This window comes from Acinetobacter sp. YH12231 (assembly GCF_013417755.1).
GTDB classification, from domain to species: domain Bacteria; phylum Pseudomonadota; class Gammaproteobacteria; order Pseudomonadales; family Moraxellaceae; genus Acinetobacter; species Acinetobacter amyesii.
On the sequence record NZ_VPDJ01000007.1, the window covers coordinates 39,507 to 55,190 of the forward strand.

17 protein-coding genes are annotated in these 15,684 nt (G+C 41.1%); 5 read left to right on the top strand and 12 right to left on the bottom strand.

What is annotated here, in order from left to right; all coding sequences use genetic code 11:
• Window positions 1–64 precede the first annotated feature (64 nt).
• The 12 genes from FTV11_RS04820 to FTV11_RS04875 form a co-directional block, all read right to left on the bottom strand.
• Window positions 65–1,087: an NAD(P)-dependent alcohol dehydrogenase gene (locus FTV11_RS04820; protein WP_180073492.1), complete on the bottom strand. Its 1,023-nt coding sequence runs from the start codon at window positions 1,085–1,087 to the stop codon at window positions 65–67.
• A gap of 24 nt (window positions 1,088–1,111) precedes the next feature.
• On the bottom strand, window positions 1,112–1,681 hold the full coding sequence (locus FTV11_RS04825) for a DNA-3-methyladenine glycosylase I (RefSeq protein ID WP_180073493.1): 570 nt from the start codon (window positions 1,679–1,681) through the stop codon (window positions 1,112–1,114).
• 19 nt (window positions 1,682–1,700) lie between these two features.
• On the bottom strand, window positions 1,701–1,946 hold the full coding sequence (locus FTV11_RS04830) for a hypothetical protein (protein ID WP_078191630.1): 246 nt from the start codon (window positions 1,944–1,946) through the stop codon (window positions 1,701–1,703).
• Between the two features lie 15 nt (window positions 1,947–1,961).
• Entirely contained in the window at window positions 1,962–2,489 is a 528-nt protein-coding gene (locus tag FTV11_RS04835) for a M23 family metallopeptidase (protein WP_168379469.1), read from the bottom strand.
• A gap of 67 nt (window positions 2,490–2,556) precedes the next feature.
• Window positions 2,557–3,603 (bottom strand): A/G-specific adenine glycosylase, encoded by a 1,047-nt coding sequence (gene mutY / locus FTV11_RS04840; RefSeq protein ID WP_180073494.1) that lies wholly within the window; start codon window positions 3,601–3,603, stop codon window positions 2,557–2,559.
• A 153-nt stretch (window positions 3,604–3,756) separates the two neighbouring features.
• Window positions 3,757–4,116: an HIT family protein gene (locus FTV11_RS04845; protein WP_078191628.1), complete on the bottom strand. Its 360-nt coding sequence runs from the start codon at window positions 4,114–4,116 to the stop codon at window positions 3,757–3,759.
• Window positions 4,117–4,167: 51 nt separating this feature from the next.
• A complete protein-coding gene (locus FTV11_RS04850; RefSeq protein WP_180073495.1) occupies window positions 4,168–4,908 on the bottom strand; it encodes a dienelactone hydrolase family protein in 741 nt (246 codons plus the stop codon).
• Between the two features lie 192 nt (window positions 4,909–5,100).
• Complete coding sequence (locus tag FTV11_RS04855) at window positions 5,101–5,793, bottom strand: FKBP-type peptidyl-prolyl cis-trans isomerase (RefSeq protein WP_180073496.1); 693 nt, start codon at window positions 5,791–5,793, stop codon at window positions 5,101–5,103.
• Between the two features lie 54 nt (window positions 5,794–5,847).
• The gene (locus FTV11_RS04860) at window positions 5,848–6,561 is read right to left on the bottom strand and encodes an FKBP-type peptidyl-prolyl cis-trans isomerase (protein WP_078191625.1); all 714 of its coding nucleotides are present in this window, start codon (window positions 6,559–6,561) and stop codon (window positions 5,848–5,850) included.
• A gap of 246 nt (window positions 6,562–6,807) precedes the next feature.
• Window positions 6,808–8,994: a polysaccharide biosynthesis tyrosine autokinase gene (locus FTV11_RS04865; protein WP_180073497.1), complete on the bottom strand. Its 2,187-nt coding sequence runs from the start codon at window positions 8,992–8,994 to the stop codon at window positions 6,808–6,810.
• Between the two features lie 16 nt (window positions 8,995–9,010).
• Window positions 9,011–9,439: a low molecular weight protein-tyrosine-phosphatase gene (locus FTV11_RS04870; RefSeq protein WP_180073498.1), complete on the bottom strand. Its 429-nt coding sequence runs from the start codon at window positions 9,437–9,439 to the stop codon at window positions 9,011–9,013.
• On the bottom strand, window positions 9,439–10,515 hold the full coding sequence (locus FTV11_RS04875; protein WP_218950466.1) for a polysaccharide biosynthesis/export family protein: 1,077 nt from the start codon (window positions 10,513–10,515) through the stop codon (window positions 9,439–9,441). The genes FTV11_RS04870 and FTV11_RS04875 overlap by 1 nt, the downstream gene beginning before the upstream one ends.
• Before the next feature lie 404 nt (window positions 10,516–10,919).
• Between FTV11_RS04875 and tviB the strand changes: the two genes are divergently transcribed.
• The 5 genes from tviB to FTV11_RS04900 all read left to right on the top strand — a co-directional run bounded on the left by tviB (window position 10,920) and on the right by FTV11_RS04900 (window position 15,679).
• Complete coding sequence (tviB, locus tag FTV11_RS04880; protein ID WP_180073499.1) at window positions 10,920–12,197, top strand: Vi polysaccharide biosynthesis UDP-N-acetylglucosamine C-6 dehydrogenase TviB; 1,278 nt, start codon at window positions 10,920–10,922, stop codon at window positions 12,195–12,197.
• A 15-nt stretch (window positions 12,198–12,212) separates the two neighbouring features.
• Entirely contained in the window at window positions 12,213–13,235 is a 1,023-nt protein-coding gene (locus tag FTV11_RS04885) for an NAD-dependent epimerase/dehydratase family protein (RefSeq protein ID WP_180073500.1), read from the top strand.
• Between the two features lie 10 nt (window positions 13,236–13,245).
• Complete coding sequence (locus FTV11_RS04890) at window positions 13,246–14,418, top strand: oligosaccharide flippase family protein (protein WP_180073501.1); 1,173 nt, start codon at window positions 13,246–13,248, stop codon at window positions 14,416–14,418.
• Window positions 14,418–15,011: a DapH/DapD/GlmU-related protein gene (locus FTV11_RS04895; protein WP_180073502.1), complete on the top strand. Its 594-nt coding sequence runs from the start codon at window positions 14,418–14,420 to the stop codon at window positions 15,009–15,011. Before FTV11_RS04890 ends, FTV11_RS04895 begins: the two co-directional genes overlap by 1 nt.
• 119 nt (window positions 15,012–15,130) lie before the next feature.
• Window positions 15,131–15,679 (top strand): DapH/DapD/GlmU-related protein, encoded by a 549-nt coding sequence (locus FTV11_RS04900; protein ID WP_180073503.1) that lies wholly within the window; start codon window positions 15,131–15,133, stop codon window positions 15,677–15,679.
• Window positions 15,680–15,684: the final 5 nt, after the last annotated feature.

Consider the following 15,684-nt stretch of genomic DNA (forward strand, 5'->3'; position numbering starts at 1 on the left):
TGAGTGTATAAAGGGCACAAGAAAGCCTGTATGCAGCAGGCTTTTGTTGTTTAAATTTTTACCGTTAAAAATCAGCTTTCAGCACAATTCGATAACGCACGTTTCCTGAATGCAAACGTTCAATCGCTTCATTCACCTGAGACATGGGATACATTTCAATTTGTGGTGCAATATTTTGACGTGCGGCGAATCGAAGTAATTCACGCAGTGCCGCAGGAGAACCTGTTGATGAGCCAGTGACGGATTTAGCACCACTGATCAGCATTCCTGCGGGGATTTGCATCGGCTCAAGCGCTAGGCCGAGCATGTGAACGCTTCCATTCGGTGCCAAAGTCGAAAGATAGGCTTGCCAATCCAACGTGACATTGACCGTGCTTAGAATCAAATTGAATTTACCACGCTGTGCTTTAATTGCGGCAAGATCACGACTATTCACCACATGGTCAGCCCCCATGGCTTTAAGTTCATCAGTTTTATCTAAGTTTGAACTGAACGCGGTAATTTCACAGCCCCAAGCTTTGAGCAGTTTAATTGCCATATGACCTAAACCACCAATGCCGATCACGGCAACATGGTGAATGGCCTGAATTTGGTGCTGTAAGATGGGATCAAATACCGTAATCCCGCCGCAGAGCAGAGGGCCAGCACTGGTTGGGTCGAGATCATCTGGAAGCGGAATAACCCATTGCCAGCCTGCACGGACTTTGTCGGCAAAGCCACCTGCATGACCGACGATCGTCGCTGTCTTGGTTCCAGTACATTGTACTTGGCGACCATCGATACATGGGTCACAGTGTTGACAACTTTCTGCTGTCCAGCCAATGCCTACACGTTGTCCGATTTTGAGTCCTTTGGCTTCGCTGCCGAGTTGGATAATGGTTCCAATCACTTCATGCCCAGGGACTACAGGATAAACCGAAGATTTCCAATCATTTTGGATAATAGAAATATCTGAGTGACAAAGACCGCAATACTCGACTTTGACTTCAACCTGATGGGCTTGTAATTCACCTGCATCAAATTGGTAGGGAACAAGGGCTTCACCACTGTTCATTGCTGCATAAGCGTGGATTGTATTGTCACTCATTATTCTATCCTTTATGTTTTGAGGTCATTCTGCGTGCGTGTATTTAAAGTCACAGTGATTTTCATGATCATTGACCATGCCGATAGCTTGCATCAGAGCATAGCAAGTCGTCGGGCCGACAAATTTAAAGCCATGCTTTTTTAATGCTTTGGACATGGCCTGACTTTGAGCGGTTTGTGCAGGGGCGCTGCGATATTCAACTACATCATTATTGGCAATTTGACCTTCGACAAAACTCCAAAGAAATTCCACCGGATGAATCCCTTGGGCTTTTAACTGTTGCCATGCTTTTGCATTATCTCGAATGGCAGTGAGTTTGCCGATATGACGAATCAAACCTGAATCTTGTAATTTTTCTTGTAATTGTAGGTCACTCAACGCTGCAATTTTGGCAATGGGATATTGAAAAAAATGCTGCTGATAGCAGGCCCGCTTTTTCAGCACAGTGATCCAAGACAGCCCCGCTTGTTGTCCTTCAAGACATAGCATTTCAAAGAGATGCTGCTCATCAAAACTAGGTTTAGACCACTCAGTGTCGTGGTAGGCAATATATAAAGGATCTTCGGAGCACCAAGCACAGCGTTGTATCGTCATGTTGAATGCTCCTTTTGACTTAAATTTTAAAGACAGTCCATTGATCGTTTTTATTGTCCCAATACAACAGTTCCGCTTGATCGAGATCGGCAAATTGAATCCATACATCTTTACCTGATTTGTCTGCGTAGCCGGTGCTGATGAGTAATGCTTCTTCAGTGATCTCCATGATCCAGCCCTGATAAGACTGTCCATTGAGGCTGATTTTTTGTTGATTACCAGATTCTGCAAATTCCACCAGACGATTGATCAACGCTTCTGACATGTATGTTTCCTAAAATTAACGTAAATACGGATAGGGGTTAACGGCATTGCGACCTTTACCACCCAAGTAAATGCCATAATGCAAATGTGGTGCAGTATGTCGGGCATTGCCAGTATTACCTACATAGCCAATGACATCACCTTTTTTGACATAGTCGCCGACGTTTAAGCCACGTTTATGACCATCAAGATGCGCATAATAATGCCAAGAACCTGCGGGCCCCATAATCCATATCACTTTACCACCCAAATTGTTATTACGTAAGTCAGCAACTAAACCTTCTGTAGCACTGAGGACTTTTGTTCCACGTGGAACAATAATATCAATACCTTCGTGGCTTCGTCCTTGGCTACGCGCTGCGCCCCAAGTATCCTTGAGCGCACTTCGTTTGACTTGATGAACAGGAACAGGCAATTGATTGGATAAACGCATGTTTTGTAATTTTTTCACTTCATGAGCAGGCAATGTACTGCCTGATGGTTTGGGTGGAGTCGACGTACAGGCGCTGAGTAAAAGCAAAATAAAACCAATACCGCCGAACAACCCTTTGCGAAGCTGAAAAAATCCTTGAGTCACATTTGTCCCTATACAATTGATGAGCAGTTCAAAACTATGGCATAGAATGGCTTTCGAGTTCTAGCGTAGAAATGAGTTTTTTCATGGCGGTTGGAATACCGAGTGAAGTGGCTTGTATCGGTGTAAACCACTGTGCGTTGCATTCAATGGCCAAATGTTCTTTTTGATCGGCAGCAACGGTAAATACAGTAGCTTCTAAAAGCCAAGTGAAGTGGGTAAAGCTATGTGATATCTGCACTTGAGTGGTGGTAGGTTTCAGTCCAAGTTGCTGAGTGTGGGATTGAAACTCATGGGGTTGATCAAAAATAGGTAAACACCACAGACCGCCCCATAGACCGCTATTCGGACGTTGTATCCACAGCCATTCTCCTGCAGATTGAATCAGCATGACTTGAGCCTCTCTCACTGGAACAGGCTTTTTAGGCTTTTTATAAGGTAATTCAGTCTCTAAACCTTGTGCATGTGCTTTGCAGTGCTGTTGCATGGGACAATATAAACAGAGCGGTTTTTTCGGCGTGCAAACGGTTGCACCCAGATCCATAATCGCTTGGGTATAATCGTGGTTGCGTTCAGTGGGGCAGAGCTCTGTCGCCAGTTGCCACATGGCCCGTTCATGTACAGGTTTCGATAAATCATCTTCAATAGCAAAGAAACGAGACAATACACGCTTGACGTTGCCGTCCATAATCACGCCATATTGTCTTAAACCTAAAGACATCAGCGCACCCGCGGTAGACGGGCCGATGCCCGGTAGTTCCATCCACTGCTCAAGATTGCTTGGAAAATGTCCCTGACGTGCAACAATACCCGCGGCTTTGTGTAAGTTCCGAGCCCGTGCATAGTAGCCTAAGCCAGCCCAATAGGGCGCCACATCATCCCAAGAGGCATGGCCTAAATCTTCAACAGTCGGAAACCGTTGAATAAATCGATCAAAATATTGTAAGACGGTTTTGACTTGAGTCTGTTGTAGCATAATTTCTGAAACCCATACTTTGTAAGGGTCATCCTTCACTTGCCACGGTAAGTCATGACGACCATGGACATCAAACCAGTCGAGAAGGGCATCAGAAAAGTTAAACATGCAATACAGTCAAAATTGAAAAAACCTGCCTAGTATACATCTTTCAATAGGCATTCTTTTTGTTCAAAACGAAAACTGTATATCAGGGGAAATGCAAAAATAGTGGCCATCAAAAAAGGAGCCGAGGCTCCTTAGTGAGTGTAAATTTAAAGTTTAGCTTTTAAAGCCCCAGCGGGTATCGAGCGCCAATGTTTGGTTTTCATAACGTGGAATAATGTGAATATGCACATGTTCAGTGGCTTCGCCAAAAACTTGTCCATCATTAAACCCAATATGAAAGCCAGTAGGTTGATAGCGTAAATTTAATTCATTACGTGCTTGTTCAAGTAAGGACATTAAACTTTTACGTTCTTTATCAGTAATTTCAAAAAATGAACCAACATGACGTAGCGGGACAATGACAGCATGCCCTTTAGACAGTGTATGTGGTTCAGGAAGTACAACACCAAAATCATTTTTTGCAATCACGTCATATTCGTCAAAATTGCAATATGGACAATTGAGTTCTGTCATTGTGCTCTCCTCATTTTTATAAATTAAATATTGGTAGTGGTTCTTATGGCTTTAAGAACCAAGCTGGCGTGCTAACAAGGCATACATGGCCGCTAAGCTTTGCTGTTCTGCAGCAGCGTTATAAGCTAAATCTACGCCGTTGGCTTTGGCACGTTCATCCGCCATCGGGTTGCTAAAGCCGTGTTTTGCGCCTTCAAAAATATTGATTTGATACTGCACTTGGGCAGCATCCATTTCATTTCTAAAGGTTGCAACATCATCTAAGCTCACCATCGAGTCGAGCTCACCATGTTGCACTAAAATCTCTGCTTGGACTTGTCCTGTTTGTGCAGGAGTCGCTGTAGCAAGTGTTGCATGGAAGGTCACCACAGCTTTTAATGCAGCACCTGAACGAGCTAAATCCAGCACGACTTTTCCGCCATAGCAAAAGCCTATAGCTGCGAGTTTATCTGCATTTACTTCTTTTTGCTGTGCCAAAGTGTTTAATGCAGCAGACGCACGGGTCACAATGGTGTCGGCATGATCAAAAGTTTGCATCATCCATTCATAAGCTTGCTTGGCATCAGTGGTGACTTTTTTGTCACCATACATATCCAAAGCGAAAGCAGCATAGCCTTGTTCAGCCAATTCGCGCGCACGTTGTTCGGTATATTCATTGCGTCCCCACCATTCAGGGGCAACTAACACACCTGCGACTGCAGGGTCTGACTCTGGTGCGGCAAAATAGCCAAAAAGTTGAGTTCCATCAGCTGCTGTATATTGAATTTCGCGAGTCTTAATTTTAACGGTCATGGTCAAATCCTTATGTGCGGCTACACAGTTGATGGAGATTTAAAATAAAGGGAAATTGGTTTTTGTGAAATAAATATAAGATATCAATGTGAATTTTAAGTCAAATCAATCAAAAAAATTGTAAAAGAAAATAATGGAAGAAGAAATATTGAGGAGCACCGAGATTTGTCGATGCTCCTAAAGAGAGTATTGTTATTTCGGGAGAACTTCAATGAGCTCTACATCAAAAATCAGCGTGCTATTTGGCTCAATGACGTCTGCTGAACCAATTTGACCATAGCCTAAATTTGCAGGAATGAAGAAGCGATATTTTGCACCTTCTTTCATCAACTGTAGACCTTCTGTCCAACCCTGAATGACTTGACTCACTTGGAACATCGCAGGTTGGTTACGTGCAATTGAACTATCAAAAACAGTGCCATCAATTAAGCGACCTTCATAGTGAACTTTCACTGTTGAATTGGCTTTGGGTGATTTACCTTTGCCGGCTTGAATGACTTGATACTGCAGGCCAGATTTCGTGACCAGAATGCTCGGTTTTTTGGCATTTTCAGCAAGGAAAGCGGCACCAATGGTGGCATTCGCATCCGCTTTTTGTTTCAGTTCAATCAGTTGTTTCGCTTCGGTTTGCTTTTTATATTGGGTTAAGGCACGGGTCATTTCTTCATCTGTTAGTGACGAAGCTTGACCTTTAGATGCTGCCTTTAAACCTGCAACAAATGCATCAATATCTAAATCCTTAATGGATTCAGCATTACTGCGTCCCATTAAATAACCAAAACTATAACCGACTTGTTCTGCAGCACTACTTTTATTACTGACATCTTTGGCAAATACAGTGCTTGAGCAGAGTGCCAAACACAACATACTGATCTGTAATTTCATGACCGAGTCTCAAAATAAAGCAGGAGAGCGAAAAGCTCTCCTGTACCGGTTTTATTATTTAACTTCAATGAGTTCTACATCAAAAATTAAAGTACTGTTCGGTGGAATCGTTCCTGGAACACCTTGAGCACCATAACCTAAGTTTGAAGGAATATATAAAGTGGCTTTACCGCCTTCTTTCATTAACTGTAGACCTTCAGTCCAACCTGGAATTACTTGGTTCAATGGGAATTCAATTGGCTCGCCGCGCTGTACTGAACTATCAAATACTGTGCCATCCACTAACTTACCTGTGTAGTGAACTTTAACAACTGATGTGGCTTGCGGTTGTTTACCTGTACCTTCTTTCGTTGTTAGGTACTGTAAACCAGAAGCAGTGGTTTTAACCCCAGCTTTACTTTTGTTTTCTGTTAAGAAATTATCGCTGCTACTTTGTGCTTGCTTATTGCTTTCGAGCTGCTTGTTTTGCATTTCTTGCTGGAACTCAGCATATGCTTTTTGTAATTCTTCTTCAGTATATGCAGGTTTTGCACGAGCATGGCCTGCACGAACGCCAGTGACAAAGCTATCAATATCTAATTCTGGAGGCGTTTGATGCGCAACTTCATAACCAAGGGCATAACTGATTTTAGCGACAGCAGAAGCATTTGCAGCTGGTTGAGTTGATGTTGCTGATTGCGTAGCAGGTGTTTTAGTTGCATAGTAAACAGGAACAAGTGCGGCACCGCCGAGTAATACAGCGACAGCGATAGGTAGGGCCTTACTCATATATTTTCCCACAATTATTTTATATGTAAAAAGTTGCTGAAATTCTAGCAGACTTTTCCTGTTCAGCGCTTACCTATCTCTATGATCAGGTAAGGTGCAGGAAAGATCATCATAGTCATGTTCTTATTTTTATACTATAACGGTATGAATATATAAAACATTTTTTATACAGAAAGATGCATGCAACATAAATTTCGAAAATAAAAAAAGCCACCGTATTCGGTGGCTTTTTTGAATAGGCTTGAATTAGTCTTGGTCTTTTGAAGCTTTATAACCATAAGAATAGTTATAGCCATAACCATAACCAGCTGAGCTACGTTGAATGTCGTTTAGAATAATACCATTGACCTTCACACCCACTTGTTCAAAGCGGTTCACGGTTAACTCTAGTTCTTTCAACTGCGTTTTCGCATAACGAGCAATCACCAAATTCACACCAGCATATTGCGAAATAATGATACCGTCTGTCACCGCAAGTACAGGAGGAGTATCAATGATCACATGATCAAACATCGGTGAAATCAAATCTAAGAATTCTTTGAATTTACCAGAACTTAAAAGCTCAGATGGATTAGAAGGGCTTTTACCACGAGTAATCACACTCAAATTTGGAATTTCAGTGGTTTTAATGATGCTGTCTAGATCACGCTGACCATTTAAATACTCAGAAAGGCCTGGTTGGTTATCATGATTGAAGTATTTGTTTAAATAACCACGACGTAAATCGGCATCAATAATTAAAACACGTTTATCACTTTGCGCAAGAATCGTAGCTAAGTTGGTAGAAATAAATGATTTACCGACTTCAGGCGCAGGCCCTGAAATCATAATCAGGTTATTTTTTGCAGATGTCAGTGCAAAGTGAATAGCAGTACGCATACTGCGCAGGCTTTCAATTGCAATATCATCGCTATTTTTAACTGCAAGAACTGGAATTGTTTTCTTCTTCTTCAAGAGTTTAATACGGCTTTCTTGAACAGGCGAACGTGGGACGGTGGCATAGACAGGAAGATCCAGAGTGTTTTCAATTTCTGAAGAATCTTTAATTCCCGAACGAAGCATGTTACGTAGTAGTGCAAGTAATGTACCGAGGAAACCACCGAGGAAAATTGAAAGTATCAAGATTTGTAGTTTTTTTGGTGCAATCGGTTGAATTGGCTCTACAGCAGTATCCACAATACGGACATTACCAATTTCACCAGCTTTGGCAATACGAAGCTGTTGGTAAGAGTTAAGTAGAGCAGTGTACAGTTGTTGCTTGACTTCAACTTCACGATAGAGCTGTAAATAACGACGTTGTAAGTCTGGTAATTTTTTTAAGGTGGTATTCAGTTCACCAATTTTGCTATTGATTGCACCTAATTGGGCATTCATTTGCTGCATCACTGGATGTTCACTGGTGTACTTTGCAGAAGCTTCAGCAACTTTTTGCTCTAATTCGGCTTTTTGAGTTTCAAGAGTGACGCTTTGAGTTAAATATAGTTCAGATTCTTTGGTTACATCGACGGTATTAAACTCTTGACGGAATTTGTTGAATTCACGTTCTGCGACATCAAGTTGTTGTTTTAGCTCAGGGAGTTGTTCGTCTAAGAATTTTAAAGTTTGTGCACTTTCAGCCGAACGTCTTTCAATATTTTGATGGCTGTAGGCTGCTAAAATGGCATTTAGAACCTGAGTAATATGTTCTTTATCTTGGCCTTGATAGTTAAGGCCAAGCACGCCCGTCATTTTACCTTTTTCAGCAACAGAATAATTTGCCAAAATACTGTCAACTGCGGCAGGTAGAGACTGCTTTTGAATTAAATAGTCGTCTTTGAGTTGATCTTTGCTATAAATTGAGATTTCCCAAAGGCCTTCTGCTGTACGTAAAGAATTTTTTTGGTTCAATGGTGCTGTTAAAATTGTTTGTTCAGCCTGAAGATCAATCAAAGAAAATTTATTTTCTTGAAGCTGTAGGCCAAGATCCTTGTCGCGATAGAGTGCGGGGATATTAAATTGGCGGATTTCAAAACTTTTTTCATTATCTTTGAAAACCACAGATTTATTTTTATATTCGGTGGCATATTTATGAGCTGAAATTAATCGGTCAGTAAAGGAATTTTCAGTACCTGAAATTTTTAGATCGAGATGTAAGTTTTGAATCACGGTACCGAGAACTAAGCGCGATTTAAGAATCTCAATTTCTGCTTGGGCTGGTTGTTTTTGATCAATCATATTAGAAAGATCACCCAATAGTGCAGCTGAAGCCCCTTTACTTTCTTCAACTTGTACTAAAGCATTGACTGCATAAGTATCTGGTGTTGCTCTTAAATAAAGTAAGGCACATACAAGACTTAAAATTACACATAGAGCAATTAACTTCCACTGTGCAATCAGAGAGAAAAATAATTCTTTTAAATCAATTGTATCTTCTGTATTGGTATTTTGGCTCATAATCGTACATCAAAAGTTAAATTTGTTTAGTCCAATCTGCAACGCAAGATTGGATCAGTTCTGAGGTCTGGTCAAAAAAGGCTTGATCGTGCTGGTATGGGTCAGGCACATTTTTACCTTGCCAATGTCCTAAACGAAAGGTCTTGCCCTTTGCAAATGGCCACGTTTGTTCAATATGCTTTTGTTGATTTGAACTCATGACTAAAATTAAATCTGATTTTTTGATCAGTTCAGCATTCAATTTTTGGGCAATATGTCCACTCATATCGATGCCAATTTTTTGCATACAGTATTGAGCTTTTTCATCTGCTGCATGTCCAATCATCCCTGCGATTCCCGCTGAATAAATATTCAGGTCGGGATGATTCTTTTTCAGAAGATATTCTGCCATAGGACTTCGGCAAATATTACCTACACAGACCACCAGAATATTTTTAAATAACATTATTGACCCATTCTGTCGATGTTATAGATCATATTTGAGAAAGGAATTACCTGATTGATCACACGCTGCCAGCGAGCTAAACCAGATGCATCAACATACACAATATCGTTGCTACGCATTTTGAACTGGTTTGCGAGCCCAAAGTCACCAATACTGGTTAAATCTAAATGGTAAATTTCAGTCATCGGACTATTCATATCACTACGTACTACGTAGATTTTACCTCGACTTGCGGAAAGCGAGTTTACCCCAAGACTTTCGCCCAAGACATCACTTAAGCTCATGCCTTGATCACGCATTGGAAGAGATTGATTTTTACCAGACTCACCCATCACATAAATTTTCTGATTTTCGCGTGAATTGACATATATTGTATCGTTCGGTTGGATGAGCAGATTATGTAATGAATAGCCTGCCTTTTCTAACTGGATACTATTTAAGTTGTAAGTTTGTCCTTGGCGGACCAAGGTGATAGACGTATTGTCACCAAATTGCGTATTCACGCCGCCAGCAAGACCAAGTGCAGTATATACACTAGTAGGTTGGTCGGTCAGATTAAATTGCCCACCTTTCATTACATTACCTTGAACCGAAAAACGTTGTCCTTGGTAGGAAAGTACGCGAACAATCACATCTGGGGTTTTTAAGTAACGAGCAAGTTGGCTGCGTAATTCCTGATTGACTTGTGTCAGCGATTTTCCTGCAGCTTTATATCGGCCAATAATTGGAAATTGGATATAGCCACTTTGATCAATTTGGTAGCCATTAGAAATAATGGCATCTTGATTGTTAATTGTATTTGTGGGTGGTGTAATTTCAGGGTATGCCCATAAATAAATAGATAAAATATCACCCGGATTTAAACGATAACTTTTTTGTTGTTGATTGAACAGATGGGCAAAATTTTGCTGATTTACTTGGGCGGGTTGAACAGCAACTAAATTTTCTTGAGTTAGTTTAATAACATTGACTGTCGAGCCTAAATCAGTCTGAAATGTGCCTTCTTTAGGAAGGTCATAGGTTTGTAAGCCTGAAGTAATGGCACAACCCGTCATACTTAGACTCAAAGCTAACATACAGCTATAACGATAGTAACTCACTCGAATACAAATCCTATTTATAAAATATTTGAATCATTGAATTGAAATACGGGTTTAAGTACCCAAATTACTCATTTTAGAATGTTAAGTTTATACTATTCACCTTGTAGAATATAGTTTTACATTTGTTTTAAATCGTAAGTTTAATCAACACTTGTATGGATGAATATCTTTTTAAAGATCTAGTTGTTATTTGAATTTTTTTAAATATCCAATGTTGGTTTTATAGGGTGAATTGTTTAATCCAATAAATTTTTTTGATTAAAATTACAGTCGTCATAGAACATCATTACACAATCGAAATTTGATTTTCTGATATAATTTAGCGCTATTTACAACATAACGATGATTGATGATTCATCGATGACATAGGCTTCAGTATGTTACAACTCTCCGAATTAAAAATTGCCATAATCGGATTAGGTTATGTCGGTTTACCGCTAGCTGTTGAGTTTGGAAAAAAAGTTCCCGTGGTGGGCTTTGATATTCATCAGAAGCGTATTGATGAATTACGTAGCGGACGTGATCATACCCTAGAAGTTTCTCCTGAAGAATTAGCACAATCAGCTCAATTACGTTACAGCGCAAATTTAGAAGATTTAAAAGACTGTAATTTCTTTATTGTTACAGTGCCAACCCCGATTGATGAATATAAGCAGCCAGATCTAACGCCATTAGTGAAAGCCTCAGAAAGCATTGCAAAAGTGTTGAAAAAAGGTGATGTGGTTGTTTATGAATCGACCGTTTATCCGGGTGCAACAGAAGAAGTCTGTATTCCTGTTTTAGAGAAAAATTCAGGCTTAATATTCAATCAGGATTTTTATGCAGGCTATAGCCCTGAACGAATTAATCCGGGCGATAAACTGCACCGTGTCACCAATATTTTAAAAATCACTTCGGGTTCAACACCAGAAGTGGCTGATTATGTTGATGAAGTCTATAACCTGATTATTGAAGCGGGTACTCATAAAGCAGCTAGCATTAAGGTTGCAGAAGCAGCGAAAGTGATTGAAAACACTCAGCGTGATGTGAATATTGCCTTAATTAATGAATTGGCATTGATTTTCAATAAAATGGGTATTGATACCGAAGCGGTATTGCAAGCGGCGGGCACTAAGTGGAATTTCTTACCGTTCCGCCCAGGATTGGTTGGCGGCCACTGTATTGGTGTTGACCCGTACTACTTGACTCATAAAGCACAAGCGATTGGCTACAATCCTGAAATTATTTTAGCGGGCCGCCGTTTAAATGATGGTATGGGCGCTTATGTGGTAACCCAGCTGGTGAAAGCTATGCTAAAAAAACGCATTCAAGTAGAAGATGCCAAAGTCTTAATTTTAGGTTTAAGCTTTAAAGAAAACTGTCCGGATATCCGCAATACCCGCATCATTGATATTGTGAATGAGCTGAAAGAATATCACACCAATATTGATGTCTATGACCCTTGGGTGGATGGAGTTGAGGCTGAACATGAGTACGGCATTAGCCCAGTACAGGCGCTGGAAAATGGCAAGTATGATGCTGTAATTTTGGCTGTTGCTCATCACCAGTTTAAAGATATGGGCGTAGATGCCATCCGTGCTTTGGGTAAAGCTGATCATGTGCTGTATGACTTGAAATACGTGTTATCTCAAGCTGAATCTGATCTTCGTTTGTAAGAGGGCCATACCAAAATGAATCAATATCAGCAGGTATGTGAACACCTTAAAACAGCGCCTAAAACATGGCTGGTCACAGGTGTTGCGGGCTTTATTGGCTCGAATCTTCTCGAAACATTGCTCAAGCTCAACCAGACCGTAGTGGGTTTAGATAACTTTGCCACAGGGCATCAGCATAATTTGGATGAAGTGCAAAGCTTAGTCACTGCTGAACAATGGGCAAAATTTAGTTTTATTGAAGGCGATATTCGCCAATTTGCCGACTGCCAAAAAGCCTGTGTTGGCGTGGATTATGTCTTGCATGAAGCTGCTTTAGGTTCTGTACCGCGTTCGATTGCCGATCCGATCACCACCAATGACACCAATATCAGTGGTTTCTTAAATATGCTCACTGCTGCGCGTGATGCGGGGGTTGCCAGCTTCACATACGCAGCCAGCAGTTCGACTTATGGTGATCATCCTGCATTGCCAAAAGTTGAAGAAAACATTGGTAATCCATTGTCGCCGTATGCCGTGACCAAGTACGTCAATGAGCTATATGCAGATGTTTTTGCACGTAGCTACGGTTTTAAAGCGATTGGTTTACGTTATTTCAACGTGTTTGGTCAGCGCCAAGATCCAAACGGCGCTTATGCGGCAGTGATTCCAAAATGGACGGCATCGATGATCGCGGGTGAAGATGTCTTCATCAATGGTGATGGTGAAACCAGTCGTGATTTCTGTTTTATCGATAATACAGTTCAAGCCAATATTTTGGCGGCAACTGCATCTGATGAAGCCAAAAACCAAGTCTATAACGTGGCTGTGGGTGACCGCACGACTTTGAATGAGCTATATCGCGCCATTCAGGTGGCACTTGCTGAAAATGCGGTGAACTTTGAGCGCGATCCTGTATACCGTGAATTCCGTGCAGGTGATGTACGTCATTCACAAGCCAGCATTGCCAAAATTGAGCAAGGTTTGGGTTATACACCACAGTTTAAAATTGCCGAAGGCATTCAATTGGCCATGCGTTGGTATGTCAATAACTTAAAATGATCTTGAACCGATGATTGCGAAACTCTTCGCAAAGTATCAGTCTATTGGACTGATTACACTCAGTTTATTGGTCGGTGCGATAATGACATTTATCGCACTTCCTGTTTTAACGCGTCTATATTCTGTTGCAGACTTTGGCGCGTATGGCATAGCTTTGGCGATTGTCAGTGTGCTTTCAACAGTAGCCAATTTGCGTTTGGATCAAGCGCTGTTAGTCGCTGAGGAACATGATAAAAAAAGTCTGATTTTTGAAGGGGCGGTGTTTTCAACAGGCATTGCGATTCTTAGTGGCATCGTCATCAGTGTTATTTTAAATGTTGAAATGGCAACCGCAGTTGCCACAGGCGTGCTTGCCAATACCCTCATTCAAAGCTTATACAATTACAAATTTTCAGCACACAAAGAATATTTTTGTGCAGGTTTAAATATTTTTAGAAGTGCGATCGTCGTTGCAGTGCAACTGAGTTTGCCACTGTTCATGCAGATCAGTCTGGTCAATAGCTACAATGTCAGTTCGATCCTGATGATTGTGGCGATGTTGCTCTACCTATTGAAGTATCAGCTCTATCAAGTCAGTTGGCATGCGTTTAAAAATTATCAAGATTTTATCTATGCCAATACCCCGCATGCTTTGCTGAACAGTTTTTCACATAACTTGCCGTATTATGTGGTGTCGCATTTTGTTGGTGTGCAGGCGATGGGTTTTTATGCCATCGTCGAACGGACTTTACGTGTACCGATCAATCTGATTTCACAAACCCTACGTCAGTTTTTTATCCGTAAGTTTAAAACTACAGATTCAAATAAAAATGCCTTGAAGGCCAGTATGCTTTTAAGTTTGATGTCACTGCCTCTTTTTGCAATTTTCTTTATCTTGCCTGAATCGCTATATCTCTGGATTTTCGGTTCTGAATGGGTTGGCATCTCAACTTATTTCCAAATTTTGGCGTTGGGCTATTGGGCGGTTTTTTGTAATCCTCCAAGTTCGGCTTATTTAATTGCCAAGCGTAATAGCCAAGTGTTATTTAAACTGCAAATCGTGGAACTGATGATTAAGTTTGCTTTATTTGCAGGCTTATATGTTTTATGTACCGATAAAATTTATATGCTCTTGGCGGTGCCTGTGGCACTGATTATTTATAACTTTGCCATTTTATATGTGGTGTGGGGAAACAAAAGCTGATGTTTTTTAAACTGTTAAAACTGATGAATTGGTTCACTGCACAATGCCGTCAGCAATTTTATAACGTGGCTTTTGGCACGAAATTTCGTTATTTCGGTAAAGCCTGTACGGTCGAAATTAGTGGACAAGTGAAGATTGGTCAGAATGTTTATATTGGCGATCATGTCAGTTTAATTGTCGAGCAAGGTGCAAGTTTAGAAATCGCAGATAACAGTTTTATTGGTGAAAGCTGTTACATCAAATGCTTTGGTGGCAAGGTGTCGATTGGTCAAGACGTCAGCATTAACTCTAAGTCGTTTATTAATGGCTGTGGCGGTGTCACGATTGGCGACAACACCCGTATTGGCACGCAAAGCATCATCATTGCCAGTAATCATAAATTTGGTGAACCTGATGTGTTGGTGAAAGATGCGATTACCAAACAAGGGGTCAGTTTAGGCGAAAATATTTGGCTTGGCGCGCGGGTGACGGTACTTGATGGCGTGAAAATTCCAAATGATTCGGTGATTGGCGCATGCAGCCTCGTGTCGAAATCTTTGGATGAATCGGGTGTCTATGTCGGCAGTCCTGCCAAAAAAATCAAATCGCTCTGATCTTATTTCTCATTCTGCATCGTGACCGCGGTTTCCATATCCTAAAGTAGATTTTCAGCGTAAAATAGCTGACTTATTTTCTTCCTTTTAAGTTGCCTCGCTCCATTTAGGTACTGTGTATGTCATTTATGGTTTCTGCGTTTCGACAGCTGTTTGATTTGGCTTATTTTATGGCAAAAGGCAGTGTGGCTTATGCACGTAAAAAAGGTGTGAAAGTCGGTGAAAATTGCCGAATTTATATTAAAAGCTGGGGCTCAGAACCATTTTTGGTTAGCCTTGGTGATCATGTGACCGTGACCTCAGGGGTGAAATTTATTACCCATGATGGCAGTACATGTTTGGTACATGATGAGCAAGGCAAGCGTTACCAACGCTTTGCACCAATTCAAGTCGGTTCGCATGTCTTTATTGGGGTCAATACAATCGTTATGCCCGGTGTGAGCATTGGCTCCAACGTGGTGATTGGCGCAGGCTCAGTGGTGACCAAAGACATTCCTGATCATAGCGTGGCGATTGGTGTACCTGCCAAAGTGGTGTCCAGTTTTGCAGACTATCAATCCAAAATTCAAAGCACCTGTGCCAGTGATACGGACTTAGCTGGTATTATGGATTATCGTGAGCGCGTGGAACGTGCCATGGCGATTCAAGCCTCAAAAACACCGCATTAATATTC

Coding starts and splice junctions, on each gene's coding strand:
- FTV11_RS04820 (WP_180073492.1), bottom strand. CDS start 1,087: ATGAGTGACAATACAATCCACGCTTATGCAGCAATGAACAGTGGTGAA.
- FTV11_RS04825 (WP_180073493.1), bottom strand. CDS start 1,681: ATGACGATACAACGCTGTGCTTGGTGCTCCGAAGATCCTTTATATATT.
- FTV11_RS04830 (WP_078191630.1), bottom strand. CDS start 1,946: ATGTCAGAAGCGTTGATCAATCGTCTGGTGGAATTTGCAGAATCTGGT.
- mutY (WP_180073494.1), bottom strand. CDS start 3,603: ATGTTTAACTTTTCTGATGCCCTTCTCGACTGGTTTGATGTCCATGGT.
- FTV11_RS04845 (WP_078191628.1), bottom strand. CDS start 4,116: ATGACAGAACTCAATTGTCCATATTGCAATTTTGACGAATATGACGTG.
- FTV11_RS04850 (WP_180073495.1), bottom strand. CDS start 4,908: ATGACCGTTAAAATTAAGACTCGCGAAATTCAATATACAGCAGCTGAT.
- FTV11_RS04855 (WP_180073496.1), bottom strand. CDS start 5,793: ATGAAATTACAGATCAGTATGTTGTGTTTGGCACTCTGCTCAAGCACT.
- FTV11_RS04860 (WP_078191625.1), bottom strand. CDS start 6,561: ATGAGTAAGGCCCTACCTATCGCTGTCGCTGTATTACTCGGCGGTGCC.
- FTV11_RS04865 (WP_180073497.1), bottom strand. CDS start 8,994: ATGAGCCAAAATACCAATACAGAAGATACAATTGATTTAAAAGAATTA.
- FTV11_RS04870 (WP_180073498.1), bottom strand. CDS start 9,439: ATGTTATTTAAAAATATTCTGGTGGTCTGTGTAGGTAATATTTGCCGA.
- FTV11_RS04875 (WP_218950466.1), bottom strand. CDS start 10,515: ATGTTAGCTTTGAGTCTAAGTATGACGGGTTGTGCCATTACTTCAGGC.
- tviB (WP_180073499.1), top strand. CDS start 10,920: ATGTTACAACTCTCCGAATTAAAAATTGCCATAATCGGATTAGGTTAT.
- FTV11_RS04885 (WP_180073500.1), top strand. CDS start 12,213: ATGAATCAATATCAGCAGGTATGTGAACACCTTAAAACAGCGCCTAAA.
- FTV11_RS04890 (WP_180073501.1), top strand. CDS start 13,246: ATGATTGCGAAACTCTTCGCAAAGTATCAGTCTATTGGACTGATTACA.
- FTV11_RS04895 (WP_180073502.1), top strand. CDS start 14,418: ATGTTTTTTAAACTGTTAAAACTGATGAATTGGTTCACTGCACAATGC.
- FTV11_RS04900 (WP_180073503.1), top strand. CDS start 15,131: ATGTCATTTATGGTTTCTGCGTTTCGACAGCTGTTTGATTTGGCTTAT.